6 protein-coding genes are annotated in these 24,410 nt (G+C 72.2%); 4 read left to right on the top strand and 2 right to left on the bottom strand.

The window, feature by feature from the left end:
- Positions 1-2: 2 nt before the first annotated feature.
- Positions 3-18,950: a non-ribosomal peptide synthetase gene (locus F3T56_RS41315; RefSeq protein ID WP_149830615.1), complete on the bottom strand. Its 18,948-nt coding sequence runs from the start codon at positions 18,948-18,950 to the stop codon at positions 3-5.
- Positions 18,951-19,149: 199 nt separating this feature from the next.
- Between F3T56_RS41315 and F3T56_RS41320 the strand changes: the two genes are divergently transcribed.
- From F3T56_RS41320 to F3T56_RS41330, 3 genes are all read left to right on the top strand, one after another.
- Positions 19,150-20,190, top strand: a complete 1,041-nt coding sequence (locus F3T56_RS41320; protein ID WP_149830610.1) for a FecCD family ABC transporter permease — start codon at positions 19,150-19,152, stop codon at positions 20,188-20,190.
- Positions 20,191-20,316: 126 nt separating this feature from the next.
- Positions 20,317-21,426 carry a FecCD family ABC transporter permease gene (locus F3T56_RS41325; protein ID WP_246204377.1) on the top strand — a complete coding sequence of 370 codons (1,110 nt, stop codon included), beginning with the start codon at positions 20,317-20,319 and terminating at the stop codon, positions 21,424-21,426.
- Between the two features lie 4 nt (positions 21,427-21,430).
- Positions 21,431-22,345: an ABC transporter ATP-binding protein gene (locus F3T56_RS41330; protein ID WP_149830611.1), complete on the top strand. Its 915-nt coding sequence runs from the start codon at positions 21,431-21,433 to the stop codon at positions 22,343-22,345.
- A gap of 70 nt (positions 22,346-22,415) precedes the next feature.
- Here F3T56_RS41330 and F3T56_RS41335 read toward each other — a convergent pair whose 3' ends face one another.
- Positions 22,416-23,363 carry a methionyl-tRNA formyltransferase gene (locus tag F3T56_RS41335; protein ID WP_149830612.1) on the bottom strand — a complete coding sequence of 316 codons (948 nt, stop codon included), beginning with the start codon at positions 23,361-23,363 and terminating at the stop codon, positions 22,416-22,418.
- Between the two features lie 120 nt (positions 23,364-23,483).
- On the opposite strand from F3T56_RS41335, the gene F3T56_RS41340 reads away from it, so the two are divergent.
- On the top strand, positions 23,484-24,410 hold a 927-nt coding region (locus tag F3T56_RS41340; RefSeq protein WP_149830613.1), incomplete at its 3' end, for a SidA/IucD/PvdA family monooxygenase.

Raw genomic sequence — 24,410 nt, forward strand, 5'->3', positions numbered from 1 at the left:
CCTCATGCTCGGTTCGTGTTCCGCTCCGCCCACGCGATCAGCCCCTGGAGGGCCCGGAACCAGGTCTCGGCGAGATCCTGGACCGTCTCGCGTGGCAACAGTCCTTCGAGATACGACCAGTGCGCGGCCAGGACCGGCCCGTCCGCCCGGTCCTCGGTCACCACGTTGATCTCCAGCGCGTGACCCTCCCGCATCGCGTCCTCCGGCCCGATGTCGGCCGCGGCGTCGTCCTCAGGCGCGTACGACCAGTCCGTCTCCTCCGGGATGCCGAACCGGCCCAGGTAGTTGAACTCCACGCGCGCCGGTTCGCAGGCCGCCAGCACCTCGCGTGTACGGGGGTTGAGGTGGCGCAGCATGCCGTAGCCGACACCGTTCGCGGGCAGCGCCGCCAGATGCTCGCGCGTCCGCCGTACGGCCTCCGCCGCCCCCGGGCCGCCCACGAAGGCGTCGGCCGGATCGACCGGTCCGGGATCGAGCCGTACGGGGTAGACGCTGGTGAACCACCCCACCGTACGGGAGAGGTCGACTCCCTCCCCGCCCAACTCCTCCTCGCGGCCGTGCCCTTCGAGATCCACCAGCACCGAGGTGTCCGACCCGCCGCCGCGCCGCCGCCAGTCGGCGAAGGCCAGCCCGAGCCCCGCCAGCAGCACGTCGTTGACGCCGGCCCCGAAAGCGGCCGGTACGGCCGACAGCAGCGGACCGGTGTGCTCGGCGGGCATCCGCAGGACGACCTCGCGCCGGGTGGCGGTGGTGTCGCGGTCCGGGTCGGGCTCGCGGACGAGCGGGAAGGGTTCCGTGCCGGAGTCCAGGACGCCGGTCCAGACGGCGAGTTCGGTCTCGCGGTCCGGGGCCTGCGCGAGCTCGGTGAGCAGCCGCGACCAGCGGGCGAACGAGGTGTCGACCGGGTCGAGCCGGACCTGCCGCCCGGCGGACACCTCCAGCCAGGCCGCCGCCAGGTCCGGCAGCAGGACGCGCCACGACACGCCGTCCACCACCAGATGGTGGGCCATCAGCAGCAGCCGCCCGGGCGCGTCGCCCGCGTCGAACCACACGGCCCTGACCATCGCGCCCGCGTCGGGGTCCAGCAGGCCCCGCACCGCGTGCGCGTGCTCCCGTACGGCCTCGGCGAGCGCCTCCGCGTCGAGGCCGGCCACGTCCACCCGGTCGATCCACCCGGCGGCGTCGACCGCCCCGGCCGGCGGAACGCGCAGCGACCAGTCCTCGGTGCTGTGGAGCGAGGGCCGCACGAGGGTCGCCCGCAGCAGGTCGTGCCGGTCGGCGACGGCCTGGAGCACGGCGGTCAGGCCGGGCAGGTCCAGTGCGGCGGGGGTGCGGACGAGCGCCGACTGGTGGTACGAGGCGAACGGGCCGCCCAGTTCGCGCAGCCAGTGCATGACCGGGGTGAGCGGCACGACGCCGGTGCCGTCGTCCTCCGGCCGACGTGCTGTGGTGTCGACCGCCTCGGCGACCGCCGCCAGTGCGGCCACCGTACGGTGACGGAAGACCAGCCGGGGCGTGATGCGCACGCCCGCCGAGCGCGCCCGGCCGACGAGTTGCATGGCGACGATGCTGTCGCCGCCCAGGGTGAAGAAGTCGTCGTCCACACCAACCTCTTCGAGGCCCAGGACGTCGGCGAAGACCTTGCAGAGCGTCTTCTCGACCGGCGTGTCGGGTGCGCGTCCGGAGGAGAGGGCGGAGAAGTCGGGCGCGGGCAGCGCGGCCCGGTCGAGCTTGCCGTTCGCCAGCTCCGGGAAGCGGTCCAGGGCCACGACGGCGGCCGGGACCATGTGGTCGGGCAGCCGGGCGGCGACATGGGCGCGCAAGCCCGCCGGGTCGGGCGCGGCGCCCGGGGACGACGGGAGCACGTAGGCCACGAGCAGCTTGCGCGGACCGTCCTGACGTACCGTCACCAGCGCCTGACCCACAGCCGGATGGGCGGTGAGCGCGGACTCGATCTCCGCCGGTTCGATGCGGAAGCCGCGGATCTTGACCTGGTCGTCGGCCCGGCCGAGGTAGTCGAGCCGCCCGTCGGCCGTCCAGCGGGCCAGGTCGCCGGTCCGGTACAGCCGCGCGCCGGGCGCACCGAACGGATCGGCAACGAACCGCTCGGCCGTCAGCCCGGGAGCGCCCAGATAGCCACGGGCGAGGCCGCCACCGGCCAGATACAGCTCGCCGGTGACGCCCGGCGGCACGGGCTGGAGGCGCCCGTCCAGGACGTACGCCCGGGTTCCGGTCACCGGCCGTCCCACGAGCGGCCGTTCACTGTCACGGACCCGCGCCACCAGCGCGTCCACGGTCGACTCGGTCGGCCCGTAGAGGTTGAACGCCTCGGTGCCGCCGAGCGCGGCCAGCCGCCGCCACAGCGCGACCGGGACGGCCTCGCCGCCGACGCCGACGACGGCGAGCGGGCAGTCGTCGCCCCGCAGCAGCCCGGCATCGGCCATCTGGGCGAAGAACGACGGGGTGACCTCCAGGAAGTCGAACCCGTGCGCCACCACGGCCGCGGCGAGCAACTCGGGATCGCGCCGCACCTCCTCCGAGACGATGTGCACGCAGTGCCCGTCCAGCAGCCACAGCTGGGGCTGCCAGGACGCGTCGAAGAAGAACGACCAGGCGTGCCCCGCCCGCAGATGCCGCCGCCCGGCGGCCTCGACAGCCGGTGCGTAGAGCGTCTCGCGGTGGCTGTGGAAGAGGTTGCCGAGGGTCTCGTGGGTGACCACGACGCCCTTGGGGCGGCCGGTGGAGCCGGAGGTGTAGATGACGTACGCCGGGTGGCGCGGTGTCAGGCGCGCGGTCCGGTCGGTGTCGGTGAGGTCCGTGGCGTCCTGGGCGGCGATCCGGTCGGCGGTGGCGGGGTCGTCGACCACCAGCGGCTCGGCGTCCGGCGGAAGGGCCGTCCGCAGGTCCCGGGTGGTGAGCGTCAGCACCGGCCGGGCGTCGTCGAGGACGTCCGCCGTACGTTCCGTCGGCGCGTCGGGGTCCAGCGGAAGGTAGGCCGCGCCCGCCTTGTGCACGGCCAGCACGGCCACCAGGAACCGGGCGGTACGCGGCAGCACGAGGGCCACGAACTTCTCGGGACCGGCGCCGAGTTCGACAAGCCGCCGGGCCAGGCGGTTGGCCTCCGTGTTCAGCTCGGCGAAGGTCAGCTCGACACCGTCGGAGGCCACGGCGGGCAGCTCGGGATGGTTCCGTACCCGCTCCTCGAAGAGCGCGGGCACGGTCGTCGGCGCGGTGTCGACCGGCCGACTGTGCCAGCCACCGACCAGTGCCCGCCGCTCGTCGACGCCGAGGATGTCGATGTGCCCGAGAGCGAGGTCCGGGTCCGCGACGACCGCGCGCAGCACACGCCGCAGCCGGTCGGCGAAGGACTGCGCGGTCGCGTGATCGAACAGGTCGGCGCTGTACTCCAGCACACCGTCGACACCGCTGCCGTCGCCGCGCTCCACGAAGTCGAAGGACAGGTCGAACTTCGCGGTGGTGCCCGCCACCTCGTCCCGCCGGGAGCGCAGTCCGGGCAGACCGGAGTCGTCGTCCCCGGCCGCCAGATACACCACCATCACCTGGAACAGCGGATGCCGGGCCAGCGACCGGGCCGGATTGAGCACCTCCACCAGCCGCTCGAACGGCACGTCCTGGTGGTCGAAGGCGGCCAGATCGCTTTCCCGCACACGGGCGAGCAGTTCCCGGAACGTCGGCTCGCCGGAAGTGTCCGTCCGCAGCACCAGCGTGTTGAGGAAGAACCCGACCAGGTCCTCCAGGGCCGCGTCGGTCCGCCCGGAGATGGGGCTGCCGATCGGGATGTCGTGGCCCGCTCCGAGCCGGGTGAGCAGGGTCGTCACGGCGGCCTGCATCACCATGAACACGCTGACGCCGTGCTCCCGCGCCAACCGGTGCAGCTCCGCCGCCAGTTCGGCGTCCAGCGACAGATCGGCGGCGCCGCCCCGATAGCTCGACTCCAGCGGACGCGGCCGGTCGACGGGCAGCGCCAGTTCCTCCGGAAGCCCCGCCAACGCCTGCCGCCAGTAGGCGATCTGGCGTGCCGCCAGGCTGTCCGGGTCCTTCTCGTCGCCGAGGACGTCCCGCTGCCACAGCGTGTAGTCCGCGTACTGGACGGGCAACGGCTCCCACTCCGGCGCCCGCCCGGCCGTACGGGCCGTGTAGGCGACCGCCAGGTCCCGGTGCAGCGGCCCCTCGGACCACTCGTCACCGGCGATGTGGTGCAGCAGGAGCAACAGCGTCCACTCCGCCTCACCGGTGCGGAACACATAAACACGCAACGGGAGTTCACGGTCCAGCTCGAAGCCGTACGCCCCCGCGCGTGCCAGCAGCTCGGGAAGCCGCTCGGCGTCCGTCTCCTCCACCTCGAACGGGACGCGCACCTCGCCGGGTTCCAGCACCCGCTGGAAAGCCCGCCCCTCCTCGTCGGGGAAGATCGTGCGGAGCGTCTCGTGCCGTACGACCAGATCGTGCACGGCGGCCCGCAACGCCTCGACGTCCAGCGCACCGGTCAGCCGCCAGGCCGAGGGGATGTTGTACGTCGCACTGGGCCCCTCCACCTGATACAGGACCCACAGCCGCTGCTGGGCCGACGACAGCGGCAGCCGCTCGGGACGCGTCCGCACCCCCAGCGTCGGCCGGGCCCCGGCACCGCTCACCGAGCCTTCCGCCAGCCGCCGCGAGAGCCCCGCCACGGTCGGCGTGTCGAACACCGTACGCAGCGACACCTCGGCCCCGAACGCGGCCCGTACCCCGGCGACCAGCCGCATCGCGAGCAGCGAATGCCCGCCCAGGGCGAAGAAGTCGTCGTCGACGCCGACACTCTCCACGCCCAGGACCTGCGCGAACAGACCGCAGAGGATCTCCTCCCGGGGATCGCGTCCCCGGCCGCCGGTGCCGCTGCCCGCCGCGAAGTCGGGAGCGGGCAGCGCCCGGCGGTCCAGCTTGCCGTTGGGCGTGAGCGGCAGCGCGTCGAGGACGACGAAGGCCGCGGGGACCATGTGCTCGGGCAGGGCCGCGGCGGCGTGCCCCCGCAGCAGGGCCGGGTCGGCGCTCTGCCCGGCGGTGGGGACGACGTACGCCACGAGCCGCTGGTCGTGCGGTACGACGACGGTGTGGGCCACGGACTCGTGCCGGGCGAGCGCGGCCTCCACCTCGCCGGGTTCGACGCGCACCCCCCGGATCTTGACCTGGTGGTCGGTACGCCCCAGGAACTCCAGCGTGCCGTCCGGCCGCCAGCGGGCGAGGTCGCCCGTGCGGTACATACGGGCGCCGGGTGCGCCGTACGGGTCCGCGACGAACCGCTCGGCCGTGAGACCGGGGCGGTCGAGGTAGCCGCGCGCGAGCTGCACGCCCGCGAGGTACAGCTCACCCGCGACACCGGGCGGCACCGGCCGCAACGCCGCGTCCAGCACATGGACCCGGGTGTTCCGGACAGGACGCCCGATCACCACCCGTTCGGCACCCGGTTCCACCTGGACGGCGGTGACGTCGACCGAGGCCTCGGTCGGCCCGTACAGGTTGTGCAGCTCGGCCGGCAGCACCTCGTGGAAACGCTCCGCCACCGGCAACGGCAGCGCCTCACCGCTGCACATCACCCGACGCAGCCCGACGCACCGCCCGGCGGCGGGCTCCGCCAGGAACACCTGGAGCATGGACGGCACGAAGTGCACGGTCGTCACGCCCTGTTCGCGGATCAGCCCGGCCAGATACGCCGGATCCCGGTGGCCCTCCGGTCGCGCGACCACCAGCGTGGCCCCGGTGATCAGCGGCCAGAAGAACTCCCACACCGACACGTCGAAGCCGGCCGGCGTCTTCTGCAGCACCCGGTCGTCCGCCGTCAGACCGTAGGCGTCCTGCATCCACAGCAGCCGGTTCACGATGCCCTCGTGCGGGACCACGACACCCTTGGGGCGGCCGGTCGAACCCGAGGTGTAGATCACATAGGCCGGACTCAACGGGTCGTAGGTCGTGGGCAGTTCGCCCTCCGGTCCGTCCGGCAGGGCGCCCTCGACGACACACACCGGCCGCGCCTCCGCCAGCATGAGGTCGCGCCGTTCCTGCGGCTGGTCGGAGTCCAGCGGCAGATACGCCCCGCCCGCCCGATGCACCGCCAGCAGGGCGACGACCAGGTCCACCGAACGCGGCAGCGCCACCGCGACCGTACGCTCCGGGCCCACACCCAGACCGGCCAGCACCCGAGCCGTCCGCTCGACCCGCGCGTCCAACTCGGCGTACGTCAGCCGCTGTTGGTCATGCACGAGAGCGAGGGCGTCCGGGGTTCGGGCCACCTGCGCGCGGAAGAGCTCGGGCAGAGTCGTCGCGGGTACGTCACACCCGGTGTCGTTCCACCGCACGAGCACCGACTCCCGCTCGGCCTCCTCCAGCACCTCCACATCCCGTACGAGGACATCCGGTTCGGCGGCGACCTGCTCCAGCAACCGCACGAGACGACCGGCGAGCCGCTGGGCCGTCGACTCGTCGCACAGGTCGAGGGCGAACTCCAGGAGCAGCGTGAGCCGGTCCCGGCCCACCTCGTCCACGAACGTGAAATGCAGGTCGAACTTCGCCATGCCCGTGTCCATGTCGAACCATTCGGTCGGCATGCCCAGCACATCCGGGTCGCCGTCCGGCCGGTAGTGGTAGCCGAGCATGACCTGGAAGAGCGGGTTGCGGCCCGCGACACGGGGTGGATTCAGCGCCTCGACGACATGGTCGAAGGGCAGGTCCTGGTTCTCGAACGCCTTCAGCGCCGACTCCCGCACCCGCGCGAGGAGATGACGGAAGGTCAGATCGCGGTCGGTGCCGGACAGGTCGGTGCGCAGGACGAGCGTGTTCACGAAGAAGCCGACCAGGCCGTCGAGCGCGTCGTCCGTGCGGCCCGCGATGGGCGCCCCCAGCGGAATGTCGTCCCCGGCACCGAGCCGGTGCAACAGCGTCGCGGTCGCGGCCTGGAACAGCATGAACATGCTGGTGCCCGTGGCGCCGGACAGCTCGCGCAGCGCACGCGCGGTCTCGGCGGTCAGCTCCACGCGGACCTTGCCCCCTCGCCCGCTCGGCTCCTCCGGCCGGGGCCGGTCCAGGGGCAGGGCCAGCTCCCCCGGCAGCTCGCCCAGGGCGTCGGTCCAGTGGGCGAGCTGGGCCTCGCCGACCTGACCGAGCAGGGTGTCCTGCCAGAGGGTGTAGTCGGCGTACTGGACCGGCAGGGGAGCCCACTCCGGTGCACGGCCCTCCACGCGGGCCCGGTACGCGACGGTCAGGTCACCGAGGAACGGCCGGTCCGACCACTCGTCGGTGGTGATGTGGTGCAACACCAGCGCCACCACATGCTCAGCCGGGCCCAGCCGCAACACCTCGGCCCGGACCGGCAGTTCGGCCCGGAGATCGAACGGACGGCGCTGAGCCGCCTCGATCCGCGAGGCCAGCTCGTCCTCGGTGATGTCAGCCACCTGGAACTCGGGCTCGGCCGCACCCGGCGGCACGATCCACTGGTACGGCTCTCCGCCCTCCTCCAAGGACCTCGTCCGCAGGGACTCATGACGGCCGGTCACATCGCGCAGCGCGGCCCGCAACGCGTCGAGGTCCAGCTCGCCACGGAGCCGGAAGACGAGCGGGAAGTTGTACGCGACCCCGCCCCCGGTGATGCGCTCCACGAGCCACAGCCGCCGCTGGGCCGCCGACAGCGGGATCCGTGCGGGCCGGTCGGTCGCGGGCCGCAGGACCGGACGAGCGGGGCGTCCGGCCTCCGCCCGCGACGCCAGGGCCTCCGGCGTGGGCGCCTCGAACAGGTCCCGGATCGCCAGTTCCGCGCCCAGCTCGGTGCGGGCCCGGCTGATCAGCCGGGTCGCGAGCAGGGAATGGCCGCCCAGGTCGAAGAAGTTGTCCTCCGCGCCGATGCCGGGCAGCCCCAGCACCTCGGCGAAGAGCCGGCACAGCACCTCCTCGACGGGCGTCGCCGGACCCCGACCCTGGGACAGCGCGACCGCCGGCTCCGCGTCCGGCAGGGCACGCACATCGAGCTTGCCGTTGTCGTTCATCGGCAGCCGGGGCAGGACCACGAAGGCCGCCGGGACCATATAGCCGGGCAACCGCCGCCCCAGGTCCTCACGGAGCCGCCGTACGAGGGCACCGTTGCCGCGCGTGGCCGTGGGGGTGTTGGCGTACGGGGCGGTGCCACGGTCGGGGAGTGCGAGATACAGGTCCGCCGTGCGCCGGGCTGCCGTACCCCGTACGAAGACGGCGTCGAAGAAGCCCGGCTCGTCCGACCAGGTGGTCAGCACGAGGTAGCCCAGGCCGGCCCCCAGCGCGCGTACGTCCTCCGGCTCCACGCCCGCCGCGACCGCCGAGCCCGCGCCCGGCGGGCGTCCGGCGTCCATCGCCCGCATCGCGCCGAGGTCACCCGCCGTACGGGCGTCCGGGATCCGCCGCACCCGAAGCAGCTCCAGCCCTTCGAGCCGCGCCGGCAGCGCAGTGGGCCCGGACCACTCGTGCACCGGCGCGTCGGCCAACCGAAGGTGCGACCCGGCGGCGTACAGCACCACGTCGTACCGGTAGCGCGTCAGCTCGTTCTGGTGCCGCCCCGCCTTGGTGTGGATCTCGACGCCCACGCCCAGCGTCGTGAACCAGTCCGGGTCGACGAGCAGTTCCTTCTCCAGCGCGAGCCCCCGGTCCACCGCCCGGCGCAGAGCCTCCGGATCGGCGTCCGCACCCGCGCGGGCGACCTGGATGCCGGTCTGGAACACCCGGGCCTGCCGCAGATCGCGCACGTCACCGAGGAACAGGGCACCGCCCGGCGCCAGCAGCGCCATCGCGCCCCGGATCACCTTGCGCAGATGGTCCAGGCTGGGGAAGTACTGCACGACGGAGTTGATGACGATCGTGTCGAAGTGGCAGACCGGGAGACCGTCGGTCACCTCGGCCGGCTGGCAGCGCAGTTCCACCTTCCGCGCCAGCTCCGGGTCGGCTCTGAGGTCTTCGCCGATCTTGCGGATCACGGGTGCCGCGAAGTCCGTCGCCCAGTACGACTCGGCGGCCGGGGCGAGCCGCGACAGCAGCAGGCCCGATCCGACACCGATCTCCAGGATCCGCTTCGGCTTCAGCTCCCCGATCCGCTCGACGGTCGCCTCGCGCCACTCCCGCATGTGGTCCAGCGGGATCGGCTCACCGTCGTAGGAGCTGTCCCAGCCCGCGAAGTCCTCGGTGAAGACGGCCGTGCCGATCTCGGTGTACTCCGCCGAGTAGATCTCCTGCCACTCGCCGATCTGCTCCCGCTCGGCCTCCTGGAGCGCCTCGTCGTCGGGTTCCGCCGGGACGACATACCCCACCAGCCGCTTCGTGCCCGGCGCGGAGGTGTCGTCCCGGGCGATCATGGCCGCCCGCGACACCTCGGGATGCTGCGCGAGCGCCGTCTCGATCTCGCCAAGCTCCACCCGGTAACCGCGAATCTTGACCTGGTCGTCGGTCCGGCCGAGGAAGTCCAGGTTCCCGTCCGGCCGGCGCCGCACCAGGTCCCCCGTGCGGTACATGCGCTCGCCCGGCTGCCCGTACGGGTCCGCCACGAACCGCTCGGCGGTCAGCCCCGGCCGGTCCAGATAACCCCGGGCGAGTCCGACACCCGCGATGTACAACTCGCCCGCCACACCGTCCGGCACCGGCCGCAGCCAGGTGTCGAGGATGCGCGCCCGGGTGGCGCGGATCGGGCGCCCCACGGTCGGGGTCGCGCTGTCGTGCGTACCACCGCCGAGCGTGTTGATCGTGTACTCGGTAGGGCCGTACAGGTTGTAGCCGTACGTCCCCTCGGTGTCCCGCAGCGTGTTCCACACGGTCTCGGTGACCGCCTCGCCGCCGAGCAGCACCAGCGGCGGCCGGTGCCCCTCCAACAGGCCCTCCTCGATGAGGAGATGGGCGTACGTCGGCGTCACGTTCACCACGTCGACGCGGTGTTCCTCGCAGTACGCCACGAGCGCGGTCGCGTCCCGCCTGAGCTCCTCGTCGCAGACGTGCACCTCATGCCCCTCGACGAGCCACAGCAGCTCCTCCCAGGACATGTCGAAGGCGAAGGAGACCGTGTGCGCGATCCGCAGCCGCCGGCCACCGGCCGAGGCGATCGCGGGGGCGAAGATCTCCTTCTGGTGGTTGAGCTGCATGTTCGTCAGGCCCACGTACGGGGTGACGACACCCTTGGGGCGACCGGTCGAACCCGAGGTGTAGATCACGTACGCCGGGTGGTCCAGGCTGAAGGACACCGAGACGGGATCGGCGGAGAGGACGGTGAGTTCGGCCGCCACCTCCGGGTCGTCGAGCAGCACACGCGGCGTGTAGCCCGTCAGCGTCCGCGACACCGCCTGCGTCGACAGCAGGAGCAGCGGGCGCGCGTCCGCCAGCATCAGCGACAGCCGCTCGGCCGGATGGTCCAGCTCCAGCGGCAGATACGCCGACCCCGTGCGCAGTACGGCGAACAGCGCCACCACCATGTCGATCGAGCGCGGCAGCCCCAGCGCGACGACTTCCTCGGGACCCGCGCCGCGCGCGATCAGCAGCCGGGCCATCCGGTTGCAGCGGGCGTCGAGTTCGGCGTACGTCAGGGTCTGGGCGCCGAAGACGAGCGCCGTCGCGTCCGGGGTGCGGGCGGCCTGCGCGGCCAGCATGTCCGCCACCGTCTCGTGCGGCACGGGCTGCCGGTTCTCGGCCTCCTCACGGGCCAGCGCGGCGACCTCAGCGGGCAGCAGCGGGTCGAGCGAGCCGACGGCGGCGGCCGGGTCGGCGACCAGTCGCTCGACGAGGAGCACGAAACGGTCCAGCAGGCGTTGCGCGTACGACGCCTCCAGCTGGTCCGGCCGGTAGGCGAGTGTCACCCGCACCCGCTCACCGGGCGTGACCACCAGGTTCGCGGGATAGTGCGTGGCGTCCACATTGGCCACGGCCGTCGCGCCGTGCCGCTCGCGCAGCTCGGCGAGCCGCTCGTCGGTGTCGGCGTTGCGCAGCACGAACAACGTGTCGAACAGCCGCCGGTGTCCTGTCTCGGCCTGCAGCACACCCAGGCCCAGATACTCGTACGGCATGACCGCCAGCCGCTCGCCCTGGATCCGGCGCAGCAGGTCGAGGACCGGTTCGCGTGGGTCGAAGGCGATGCGGGCGGGCACGGTGTTGAGGAACATGCCGATGACGTTCTCGACGTCCGGCACCTCGCTCGGCCGCCCGGCGACCGTCGTGCCGAACGCGATGTCGGTGCGGCCGGTCGCGCCGGCCAGGACCAGCCCCCAGGCCGCGTTGAGCACGGTGTTGAGCGTCAGCCCCTGGCCGCGGGCGGTGTCGCGCAACCGCTCCGCGACTTCCGCGTCGAGCACGGCGTCCAGGTGCTCCGGGACGACCGGCTCCGCGCCACGGTCCGGTGCGGCGGGCACCAGAAGCGTGGGCTCCTCGAAACCGGACAGGGCGGCTCGCCAGGCCCGGGTCGCCTCGGTGTCGTCCTGCCGCTCCAGCCAGGTCAGATAGTCGCGGTACGAGCCGGGACGGGCAAGACCCGCCGGATCACCCCCGCTCTCGTACAGCGCGAAGAGCTGGTCCAGGAACAGCCAGGCCGACCAGCCGTCCCACAGGATCAGATGGCGGCCGATGACGAGCCGGTCGCCGCGCTCGTCGCCGAGCCGTACGAGCAGCATCCGGAAGAGGAGCGGGCTGGTGAGGTCGAAGCGCTGCGCCCGCGACTCCTCCAGCAACTCCCGCATCCGCCGGTCCTGTTCGGCCGACGGCAGCCCCGACAGATCCACCTCCGTCAGCGGGATCTCGGCGTCCCGCACGATGAACTGCACCGGCTGGCGCAGCCCTTCACTCGTGAACCCGGCGCGCAGACTGGGATTGCGGGCCAGCAGCGTGCGCGTGGCTGCCAACAGCCGTTCCGTGTCGACGCGTTCGGCGAAGTCGAAGGACTCGTGGACCGTGTAGACGTCCAGCGAGCCGGCGTCGAAGGTGGAGTGGAAGAACAGGCCCTCCTGGAGCGGGGCGAGGGGCCACACGTCCTCGACCCGGCCCGGTGCCAGCCGCTCGACCCGCTCGCGTTCCTCTTCGGTGAGGGTGAACGCGGCGGCGGTGGCCGCCGCCTCGGGCGCCGTCGCGTCGACGGTGGCCGCCGCGAGCGCCGCCGGTGTGCGGTGCTCGAACACCTCACGCGGGCCGAACACCAGACCTGCGCGGCGGGCCCGGCTGGCGACGGCGATCGAGCTGATGCTGTCGCCGCCGAGCAGGAAGAAGTCGTCGTCGACACCGACGTCCGCCAGCTTCAGCACGGCCGCGAAGATCTCGGTGAGCAACTGCTCCCGAGGGTTGCCGGGGGCGCGGGTGCCCCTGGCGTGTACGGCCTGCGGGGCGGGCAGCGCGGCCCGGTCCAGCTTGCCGCTCGGGGTGAGCGGAAGCGCGTCGAGGACCACCCAGGCACCCGGGACCATGAGGGAGGGGAGGGCATCCGCCAGGGCCTCGCGGAGGTCGGTGACCAGGGACTCGTGCGGTGCGGTCGGCTCGGCGCCGCCCACGGGCACCACATACGCGACGAGAGTGTCGTCCCGTACCGTCACGGCCGCCTGGGCCACCGCCGGCAGCCGTACGAGCGCGGCCTCGACCTCGCCGAGCTCGATCCGGTTGCCGCGCAGCTTCACCTGGCGGTCGGTACGGCCCAGATACTCGATCACCCCGTCTGCGCGGCGCCGTACGAGGTCGCCGGTGCGGTACATACGGCTGCCGGGCGGCCCGTACGGGTCGGCCACGAACCGCTCGGCGGTCAGCGCCGGGCGGGCATGGTAGCCGCGCGCGAGCTGGACCCCGGTCAGATACAGCTCACCGGGGACCCCGTCGGGGACGGGCCGCAGACAGGTGTCCAGGACCCGCAGACCGGTGTTCCACACGGGCCGCCCGATGGGCACGGACACACCCTGGTCGGTGTCCGAGTCGTACGGGTGGTACGTGACGTCGACGGCCGCCTCGGTCGGGCCGTACAGGTTGTGCAGCGGCACCCCCGTCAGCGCCTGCCAGCGGCTCGCTGCGGCCACCGGGAGCGCCTCGCCGCTGCTCAGCACCCGCCGTAGAGACGCCGCCCAGACGGGATCGCCGGTGACCTCGTCCGACTGGAGGAACGCCTCCAGCATCGACGGCACGAAGTGCATCGTGGTGATGCCCCACTCGCGTACCAGGGCGGCCAGGTAGGCGGGATCGCGATGGCCGTCCGGGCGGGCGAGCACCACGGTCGCGCCCTCCAGCAGCGGCCAGAAGAACTCCCACACGGACACGTCGAAGCTGGACGGCGTCTTCTGCAGCACCCGGTCGTCCGGGCCCAGTCCATACGCCCCCTGCATCCACGCGAGCCGGTTCACGATGGCGCGATGGGTGACGACGACGCCCTTGGGCAGTCCGGTCGAGCCGGAGGTGTAGATGAGGTAGGCGGGGTCGTCGGGGCGGGCGGAAACGGGCTCCCCGACCGCCGCCCGGACGTCGCCGTCCGTCGCGTGGGTGTCGCCGGCCGCCATGGCGTCGAGCAGCAGCACCGAGGGAGCGTTCCCTTGCGGTAGCCGGTCGGCCGTGCCGGACAACGTGACCACGGTCGTGGCGCCGGAGTCCGCCAGCATGTGCGCCACCCGGTCCGCCGGGTAGTCCAGGTCCACCGGCAGATACGCGGCGCCCGACTTCAGCACCCCAAGCAGTGCCACCATCAGCTCCGCCGAACGCGGTACGGCGATCGCCACGAAGGCCCCCGGACCGGCACCACGGCCGCGCAGCCGGGCGGCCAACGCCTCGGAACGGGCGTCGAGTTCGGCATAGGTCAGCCGCTCGCCCTCGAAGACGACGGCCGTCGCGTCCGGCGTGCGGGCGGCCTGCGCCGTGAACGCCTCGGCCAGCGTGGTCTCCGGGGCGAGGCGCTCCTCGCCGGCGGGGTGGGCGCGCAGTGCCTCGTCGGCGGACAGCAGCTCCACGGTCGCGGCCGGCCCCTCCGGGCCCTCGGCGATCGCCTCCAGGACCCGCGCCAGCCGGTCGCCGAGCGCGCGGACCTCGTCGCCGTCGAGGCGCTCGGCGTGGTGCTTGAGCCGCAGGTCGAGACGCCGCCCGGGCTTGACGACGAGCGCGAGGGGATAGTGCACCGCGTCGTGAAAGGCGTCACCGGTGATCCGTACGCTGCCGGAGGCGTCCCGCAGATCCGCCTCGGCGGGGTAGTTCTCGAACACCACGAGGGTGTCGAAGAGTTCGCCCGCGCCCGCGTGACCGGAGAGCCGCTGGATCTCGGCCAGCCCGAGGTGCTGGTGGTCGAGCAGCCGCGCCTGCTCCTCCTGGAGGCGGACGAGCAGCGCGCCGAGGGTCTCGCCGGGTGCCCAACGGAAGCGGGTGGGCAGGGTGTTGATGAACAGGCCCACCATCGAGGCGATGCCGTCGACCTCGCCGTCGCGCCCGGAGACCGTCGTGCCGAACACGACGTCGTCCCGCCCCGTCAGCCTGCCCAGCAGCAGCCCCCAGGCGGCCTGGACCACCGTGCCGAGGGTGACACCGTGCTCCCGGGCCCGCTCGGCGAGCCGCGCGGTGGTCCGCTCGGAGAGCTCCACCCGGATGTGGCCCGGGCGTACGGGAGCCGGGTCTGCCGGGGTACCGGCCAGCCGCGTGGGCTCGTCGAGTCCGGCGAGCGCGGTACGCCAGGCCGTGCGGGCTGCGTCGCGGTCCTGTTCGCCGAGGCGACGTAGGAACGTCCGGTACGGGGCGACCTCGGGCAGCGGGGGCGTGTCGGTGCCGTAGTACGCCATCAGTTCGCGGTGGAGGACGGGCAAGGACCAGCCGTCCGCGATGATGTGATGGAACGTCAGCACAAGTCGGCTGCGCCGGTCGCCGAGTCGGATCAGGGCACAGCGCAGCAGCGGGGGCGCGCTCAGGTCGAAACCCCGGGCCCGCTCGTCCGCGGCCACCGCGTCGCCCAGCGCTTCACGCACCCCGCCGTCCTGAGCCGACAGGTCGACTTCCCGCCACGGCAGTTCGACGCGCTCGGTGATGATCTGCACCGGCGTACCGTCCGGGCGCTGACGGAAGACCGCCCGCAGCGGCGCGTGCCGGTCCAGCAGACGCTGCGCGGCGCGGCGCAGCACGGCGCCGTCGACGGGCCCGGCCAGGTCGATGACCTGCTGGACCACGTAGGTGTCGCCGTCGGCGCCGCCGGTGACGGAGTGGAAGAAGAAGCCCTGCTGGAGCGGGGTCAGCGGCAGAAGTTCCTCGATCGACAGCGGGTGCGCGCCCTGGATCTCGGCGAGTTCGGCCTCGTCGACCTCCACGAGCGGGACGTCGACGGTCTCCTCGGCCGTGCGTTCGACGGCCGCCTGCGCCAGGGCCTCGACCGTGCGGTGCCGGAACACCTCACGCGTGGTGAGCCTCAGCCCCGACTCCCTTGCCCTGATGAGGAGTTGGATGGCCGTGATGCTGTCACCGCCGAGCGCGAGGAAGTCGTCCTCGGCCGTCACCGCGTCCAGGCCGAGCACCTCGGCGTACAGCGCGCACAGCAGCCTCTCGCGCGAGGTACGCGGGGCGCGGCCGGAGCTCATCGCCGCGTAGTCCGGCGCGGGCAGCGCCCTGCCGTCGATCTTGCCGCTGGGCGTGACCGGCAGGGCGTGCAGCGGCACGAACGCCGACGGCACCATGTAGTCGGGCAGCCACTCGGCGGCGTGCCCACGCAGGATCCGCATCAGCGCGCCGACATCACGGAACGGCGCGGGACTGTTGGCGTGCGGGTAGGCACCCGCCGTGCGGTACAGCCGGCCGACGGGGCCGTCGAGGACGAGTACGGCGTCGAACGCCCCGTCGTCGGCGTTCCCGTTCCAGGTGAGCGCCACCCGGTAACCGTGCTCCGCCGCCAGCGCGTGCACATTCTCCGGATCGACGCCGGTGGCCTCCTCCCGGCTGCTGCCCTCGAGCCGCCGCAGATCCGCCAGATCGTCGGCGAGACGGGCGTTGGGCACACCGGTGACCCGCAGCCGCCGCGGCCGCCCGGCCAACAGCCCCGCCAGCCCGGCGAGCCCGCCGACGGCGGCCCAGTGGACCTCCTCCTCAGGGACGCCGGGAACGGTCGTGGGCGGCCCCGGCCGTAGTACGACGTCGTACCGGTACCGGCTCAACTCGTTGTGGTGCGCGGCCCGCTTGAGCCGGATCTCCGCGTCGAAGCCGTCCAGCGCGGCGAAGAAGTCCGGGTCGAGGAGGAGTTCGCCCTCCCAGCGCACCGAACGCTCGACGGCCGCGCGCAGCGCGCTCTTGTCCTCGCCCTCGTCACCGGCCGACCGCCTGGTCTCCACGGCCGCCCGCAGCGTACGCAGCAGCCGAAGATTGCGTACGTCGCCGACGAAGATCCGCCCACCGGGCGCCAGCAGGTCCGAGACCTTGCGCAGGACGTCGACGAGGTACTCCCCGCTGGGGAAGTACTGGGCCACCGAGTTGATGACCACCGTGTCGAAGTACCCGGCCGGCAGCCCCTCGGTCTCGTGCGCGGGCTGGACCCGCAGCTCGACCTTCTCGGCCAGCGCCGGATCGGTGTCGACCTGGGCGCGCAGCGCCGCGACCGCCTCGGCCGACAGGTCGGTGCCCCAGTACGCCGCACAGCCGGGCGCGATCCGGGACAGGATCAGACCGCTGCCGACACCGATCTCCAACACCCGCCCGGGGAAGCCGAGTTCACGGATCCGCTCGACGGTCGCGGCCCGCCACTCGCGCATCTCCTCGACGGGGATCGGCGTCCCGTCGTACATGCTGTTCCAGCCCGCGTAGTTCTCACGGAAGCCGGAACCGCCGGAATCCCCGGCCGCGCCGCCGTCCTCCCGCTCGTGCGAACCCTCGGAACCGGCCGCGCCGTAGAGGAGTTCGTGCAGCTCCTTCCACTCCTCTACGCGCGCGTCCGGATCCGTGGCGCGCGGCCCGTCGAGGGCGGGCACGACGTACGCGACGAGCCGCCGGTCGCCGGTCCGGTCCTCCCGGACGACCACGGTGACCTGGTCGACGGCCGGATGCCCGCGCAGGACGGACTCGACCTCACCCGGCTCGATACGGAACCCACGGATCTTGACCTGGGAGTCGGCACGACCGAGGAACTCCAGCCGGCCGTCGGCTCTGCGCCGTACCAGGTCACCGGTGCGGTAGAGCCGCTCGCCGGGCTCCCCGAACGGGTCGGCGACGAACCGCTCGGCGGTCAGATCCGGCCGCCCGAGATAGCCGCGCGCCAGGCCCGCCCCGCCCAGGTACAGCTCGCCGGTGACCCCGGCGGGCACCGGCCGCAGGAACGCGTCGAGGACGTACGCCCGGGTCCCGGGGTCGGGTACGCCGATCGGGACGATCGCCCCGGCCGGGGTGTCCGGATCGCACAGCCCGAGCGTGGAGTTGGTGGTGGCCTCGGTGGGACCGTACGCGTTGAACATCATCCGCCCGCGCGCGTACCGGCCCACCAGCTCGGGGGAGACGCGCTCGGTGCCCGCCAACAGCGTGGCGGTGGGCGGCAGTCGGACGTCGTCCGGCATGGCGGCGAGCAGCGCCGGCGGCAGGATCATGAAGGTGATGCCGTGCGCGTTCGCGTAGTCGGCGAGGGGCGCGCCCGGCACCCGCCGCTCCGCCGGTACGACGACGAGCCGGCCGCCGGAGAGCAGCCCGAGGCACAGGTCCCAGAACGCCACGTCGAAGCTCGGCGACGCGAACTGCAGTACCCGGCTGTGCGGGCCGATGCCGAACCGCTCGCTCTGCGTGGCCACCAGCTTCGCCACCCCGCTGTGCGCGAGCACGACGCCCTTGGGGCGGCCGGTCGAGCCCGAGGTGTAGATCACATAGGCGGCGCTCAGGACGGTGAGGGGCGCCCCTCGGTCGGTGTCGGTCGGATCGTGGACCGGCCGCTCGGCCAACTCGGTGGCTGCGGCAGGCGAGTCCAGCTCAAGGAGCGCCATACCGTGGGCCGGCTCGGGGAGTTCGCGCGCGGTGTCCGCGGTCGTCACCATGCAGACGGGGCGGGCGTCGCCGAGCATGTACGCGATCCGGTCCGCCGGGTAGTCGTGGTCGATCGGCAGATAGGCGGCGCCCGACTTCAGGACGGCCACCTCGGCGACGATGAGCTCGGCGGAGCGGGGCAGCGCGAGGGCGACGATGCGCTCCGGGCCGGCGCCGCGCGCGATCAGGGCGTGGGCCAGTCGGTTGGCCCGTTCGTCCAGTTCGGCGTAGGTGAGTTCCTCGTCCTCGAAGACCAGGGCCACCGCGTCCGGCCGCCGGCGCACCTGCGCGGCGAACATCGCGGGCCAGGTGTCCGCCGGGACCGCGTGCTCGGTGTCGTTCCAGCCGACGACGACCTGGCGGTACTCCTCGGGGCCCATCAGGTCGAGGCGGGCCACGGGCGTGTCGGGGCGGGCGAGCGCGTCGGCGAGGAGGGTGCGGTAGTGGCCGAGGAGCCGCTCGACCGTCGTCCCGTCGAAGAGGCCCGGATGGTACGTGGCACGCGCCGTGCCCTCGCTCACCTCCAGCAGCACATCGAGCGGGGCGGGCAGCTCACCGGCGGGCCGGGCGGTGGTCGCGAACGCCGTGTTGAAGAACAGCCCACCGCCACGCGTGGGCCGGGGCGCCAGCTCGTCGACCAGGAGGCCGACGGGCAGTCGGTGTGTCTCCGCCTCCTCCCACGCCTGGGTAACGCGCCGCACCAACTCCCCGAAGGTGGGCTCGTGCTCGACCGACACGCGGAGCGGCAGACCGTCGTGTCCGACCGTCAGGTCCGTCGCCCCGGTGTAGCGGTGCAGCAGGGCGACGAAGGCCGCGAGCTGTTCGAGGTCCGAGGTGTCCGGGACGTCGGACAGGGTGCGGGTGTCCCGTTTCGCTACCGGCTGAGGCGGATGAGGCCGATCGGCGGGCAGTGAGATCTCCAGCGGCAGCGGTGTGAGCAACCGTCGCCAATGGGCCAGTACTTCCTCGGAACCGCACACAGCAGCGAGCCTCCCCAGCGGGTCGGGGTCCCGGCCCTGGACCGGGGTCGCCGTCATACTAAGGTAAGGGTTACCTAATTCACAGGGGGTTCAAAGAGACTTCCCAGGGTATCGGGTACGGCAATCCGCGCTCGTCCTACAGTTCAACAGCCAGTTCGGCCTACAGTTAAGGCAAGCCTCATCAAAGGAAGTTGAAGACGTGGGGACCTCGACGGTCCGGGCGGCGAAAGGCCCCCGCGCAGTACTGCTGCTCGCTCTCTCGGGCACGGCCCTGCTCGCGCTGTGCGCCCTGTCGATGGCGTTCGGCGCGCTCGGCGTTCCCCTCGACCAGGTGTGGCACACCCTGCTCGGGGACGCACCCAACTCCCGTATCGACAACGTCATCTGGTCCGTACGCCTGCCCCGCACCGCCCTTGGCCTCGCCACCGGTGCCGCTCTCGGCCTCTCCGGCGCGCTGATGCAGGCACTGACCCGCAATCCGCTCGCGGACCCCGGCATCCTCGGCGTCAGCGCCGGCGCCGCCTTCGCCGTCGTCCTGTCGGTCGGCGTACTCGGCATCGGCTCCGTGTACGGGTACATCTGGTTCGCCTTCGCCGGGGCGTTCGTCGCGAGCCTGCTGGTGTACCTCCTCGGCGGCCTCGGACGGTCCGGCTCCACACCGGTCAAACTCGCGCTGGCCGGCGTCGCCGTGACCTCCCTCCTCTTCTCGCTGACCAGCGCCATCGCCCTCACCGACCCGGACGCGCTCAACCGCTACCGCTTCTGGAACGCCGGCTCGCTCGCCAACCAGGACGAGGAAGTCCTGCTCCGCGTCCTGCCGTTCCTCGCCGTCGGCGCCGTCCTCGCACTGGTTTGCGCTCCCGCGCTGAACAGCCTCGCCCTCGGCGACGACGTCGCCAAGTCGCTCGGCCTCAAGCTCGGCCTCGTGCGGGTCCAGGGCGTCGTGGCCATCACCCTGCTCACCGGGGGAGCGGTAGCAGTCATCGGCCCCGTCGTCTTCGTCGGTCTCGTCGTCCCGCACATCGCCCGAGTCCTGGCCGGGCTCGCCGGCATCGGCCCCGACCACCGCTGGCTCCTCCCCTTGTCGGCCGTCCTCGCCCCCTGTCTCCTCTTGACCGCCGATATCGCCGGCCGCCTCGTCGCCCGCCCCACCGAGGTCCAGGCCGGCATCCTCGTCGCCTTCATCGGCGGCCCCTTCTTCATCGCCCTGGTCCGCCGCCGCCGACTCGCGGAGCTGTGAGGCCATGAGTTTTGAACTGTGGAGTTGTGAGCGCTTGGTCGGTGAGCCGTGGCGTTGGTCGCCCGCGCCGTCCGTATCCCTGGCGCTGTCGGCCCATGACGACCGAACCTGTGGAGCTGTGAGCCGATGAGTACCGACCTCGTGTCCGGGGTGGGCCCCAGGGATGGCGTGGCTGTCGTGCCCAAGGGGCGTACGGCCGGGCGGATCGCCTTTCGGTTGCCCGTGCCGCCTGTTTCCGGGGTGGTGCGGCCCCGGCTGTTGGGTGTCTGTCTGTTGCTCGCGGGTCTGGCCTTCCTGGCCTTCTCCGTGGAGACCTCCGTCGGGGAGATCGACCTGCCGCTCACCGATGTGATGAAGGCCCTGGTGGGCACGGGCGACCCGGCCACCGAGCTCATCGTCCACGAGCTGCGGCTGCCCCGGGCCCTGGCCGGGCTGCTCGTCGGGGTCGCGTTCGGCGTCTCCGGTGCCCTGCTCCAGACGGTGACCCTGAACCCGCTGGCCAGCCCCGACATGATGGGCATCACGCAGGGCGCCGGTACCGCGGTGGTCGCCGGGATCGTGCTCGGCTGGGACGGCGGCATGGGCACCCAGGCCCTGGGACTGCTCGGCGCGCTGACCGCCGGGCTGCTGGTGTACGTCCTCGCCTGGAAGCGCGGCACGACCGGCTACCGGATCGTCCTCGTCGGCATCGGCGTCGCCTGGATCTGCACCAGCGCCACCGACTACCTCATGGCCCGGGGCCAGCGCTTCCAGGCACAGGCCGCCCTCGGCTGGCTCGTCGGCAACCTCAACGGCCGCACCTGGGACCAGATCGGCCCCCTCGCCCTCACCATGGCCGTACTGCTCCCCGCGGCGCTGCTGCTCGGACGGCAGATCCGGACCCTGCAGCTGGGGGACGACGTCGCCCGGGGCCTCGGCACCCGGGTGCAGGTCGTCCGGGTGGCCGTGCTGCTCATCGCCGTAGGACTCGTGGCCTTCGGTACGGCGACCGCCGGGCCGGTCGCCTTCGTGGCCCTCGCCGCACCCCAGGTCGCCCAGCGCCTGGCCGGCACCGCCTTTCCCCCGCCCTTGGCCGCCGGACTGACCGGCGCCGTGATGGTGCTCGGCTCCGACCTCGCCGCCCGGAAACTCATCCCGGACACGGAACTCCCGGTCGGAGTCGTCACCGGCGTGCTCGGTGCCCCCGTACTGCTGTGGCTGCTCATCCGCGCCAACCGCGCCGGTTCAGGAGGCTGAAGACGTGTCATCGAAGTACGAGTCGAGCCATGACCGGCATGGCCGCACCCGCGCCGCCGGCGACCGCCGCGCCGACGCCCCCGTCGACGGCCCCGACCTGCGCGCCGAGGGCCTGCGTCTGGCGTATGACGATCGCGTCGTCGTCGAGGACCTCGACCTGGTGATCCCCACCGGCCGCGTCACCGCCATCGTCGGTGCCAACGCCTGCGGCAAGTCCACCCTGTTGCGCGCTCTGGCCCGGCTGCTGATGCCCAAGGCCGGCACGGTCCATCTCGACGGCCGTTCGGTGCACTCCATCCCGACCCGTACCCTGGCCCAGAAGCTGGGCATCCTCCCGCAGGCGCCGGTCGCCCCGGAGGGTCTCACGGTCATCGACCTGGTGGGGCGGGGCCGTTCCCCCCACCAGACCTGGTGGCGGCAGTGGTCGCAGTCCGACGAGGAGGCCGTGCACGAGGCGCTCAGAGCCACCGCCATGACCGACCTCGCCCACCGGTCCGTCGACGAACTCTCCGGCGGGCAGCGGCAGCGCGCCTGGATCGCCATGGCCGTCGCCCAGGGCACCCCGGTGCTGCTGCTGGACGAACCGACGACCTACCTCGACCTCGCCCACCAGATCGACGTCCTCGACCTGGTCACCGACCTCAACCGGCACCAGGGCCGCACCGTCGTCATGGTCCTGCACGACCTCAACCAGGCCTGCCGGTACGCCGACCACATCATCACGATGAAGGCCGGCCGCATCGCGGGCGAGGGCGCCCCCGCCGACGTGATCACCGCCCCGATGGTCGAGGACGTCTTCGGTCTGCGGTGTGTCGTCGGCGAGGACCCGGTCAGCGGCACTCCGATGGTCATCCCGATGGGCCGCCACCACGAGGGCACGGACTCCACTGCCGTACCCGTGTCGGGCACCACCGGCTGACACGCACTGGCGGTGCCCTGAGCGGCTGCCGGACGCCCGGACCTCTTACCAGTCCGGGCGCCCCGACCGCTTACGGATGTGCCGTCAAATAGCCGCCCATCGTGCGGAAGTACTCCGTCGCCGCGTACTCCGTGCCGTCCTCCGTCCGCACCCGCTTCACCAGCAGCCCGGGCAGCCGCCCCGAGCGTGCCTCGGCACCGGCGACGATGACGACCCCGTCGCCCTCCCGGATGAAGATCCGGCCCGGAGTACCGCCGTAGCGCCCCTCGGAGACGGCGGCGGAGACGATCCGCAGGCGCTCGCCGCGGTGGTGGGTGAAGGCGTTCGGGTACGGATCCGACTGGGCCCGTACGAACCGCTCCAACTCCTCGGCGGTCCACGTCCAGTCGATGCGGCTGTCCTCCAGCGATCGCTTGTGGAAGAAGCTCGACCGGGAGCGGTCCTGCGGCGTCCACACGGCCTTGCCGGAGGCGATGAGTTCCAGCGAATCGGTGACCAGCGGCCCGATCAGATCGACCGTGCGGTGGAACAGGTCCGTCGCCGTGTCGTGCGGCCCGACCGGCACCGCCCGCTGCAACAGGACGTCGCCCATGTCGAGTTCGGCGTCCATGCGGTGGGCGGTGACACCGACCTCCTTCTCACCGTTGATGAGGGCCCAGATGAGAGGGGAGAAGCCGGCGTACTGCGGCAGCAACGAGTCATGGATGTTGAGCGTCCCGTGCTGCGGCAGGTCGAAGATCTCGGGCGGCAGCCAGGTACGCCAGTTGTTCGCCACGATGAGGTCCGGGTCCGCCTCTTTCAGCCTGCCGAGCAGCTCGTCGTCGCCCGGCCGGTTGCGCAACAGCACCGGCACACCGTGCTGTTCGGCCAGATCGGCGACCGAGTCGCTCCAGATCTTCTCGTACGCGTGGTCGCTCTTGGGATGGGTGACCGCCAGAACCACCTCGTGCCCGGAGTCCAGCAGAGCCTGCAGCGTTCGGTGTCCCCAGGTCTGGTAACCGAACATGACGACCCGCATATGAGCCCTCCTCAGCCGTTGCTAGGTAAGGCTTACCTTATCTAATATGTGTCTGCTTGGGGGAGGCTGTGGCCCCACTTGGGGAACACTGTGAACCCGTTACTGGGAGGCGATGACGCGGTGACGACACTGCAGACCGGGCCGGACTCCGTTTACGACGTACTGGGCATCGGATTCGGGCCATCGAATCTCGCACTCGCCATCGCACTCCACGAACACTCCGTCAAATCCGATGACGGCGACGCCCTTCGGGTCGGATTCCTGGAGAAACAGCCCCGCTTCGGCTGGCACCGCGGCATGCTCATCGACGACGCCACCATGCAAGTCTCCTTCCTCAAGGACCTGGTGACGATGCGTGACCCGACCAGCGACTTCAGCTTTCTGTGCTACCTGCAGGACCGGGGCAGACTGGTCGACTTCCTCAACCTGAAGACCCTCTTCCCGCTGCGGATCGAGTTCCACGACTACTTCGAATGGGCGGCCGCCCGGGTCGCACATCTCGTCGAGTACTCCTCCGAGGTCGTCTCTGTCCGCCCGGTCACCGAGGACGGTGAGATCCGTCACTTCGACGTCACCACGCGCGATCCCCGCGACCCGGACCACCTGACCGTCCGCCGCGCCCGCAGCATCTGTGTGGCCACCGGCCTCGAACCGCACCTGCCGCCCGGCACCCTCCTCTCCCAACGGGTCTGGCACACCAGCGAATTGCTGCCCCGGGTCGACGAAGTCCAGCGCTCCGGCGCACCGGTACGCCGCGCCGTGGTCCTCGGCGCCGGCCAGAGCGCGGCGGAAGCCGTCGACTACCTCCACCGCAGCTTCCCCGACGCCGAGATCTGCTCCGTCTTCGCCAAGTACGGCTACACCCCGGCCGACGACAGCCCGTTCGCCAACAAGATCTTCGACCCCGAGGCCGTCGACCTGTACTACGGCGCCCCCCGCGAGGTGAAACAGCAGCTCTTCGACTACCACCGCAGCACCAACTACTCCGTCGTCGACATGGACTTGATCGAGTCCCTGTCCCGGGCGATGTACCAGGAGAAGGTCCAG

This window comes from Streptomyces tailanensis (assembly GCF_008386495.1).
Taxonomy (GTDB): domain Bacteria; phylum Actinomycetota; class Actinomycetes; order Streptomycetales; family Streptomycetaceae; genus Streptomyces; species Streptomyces tailanensis.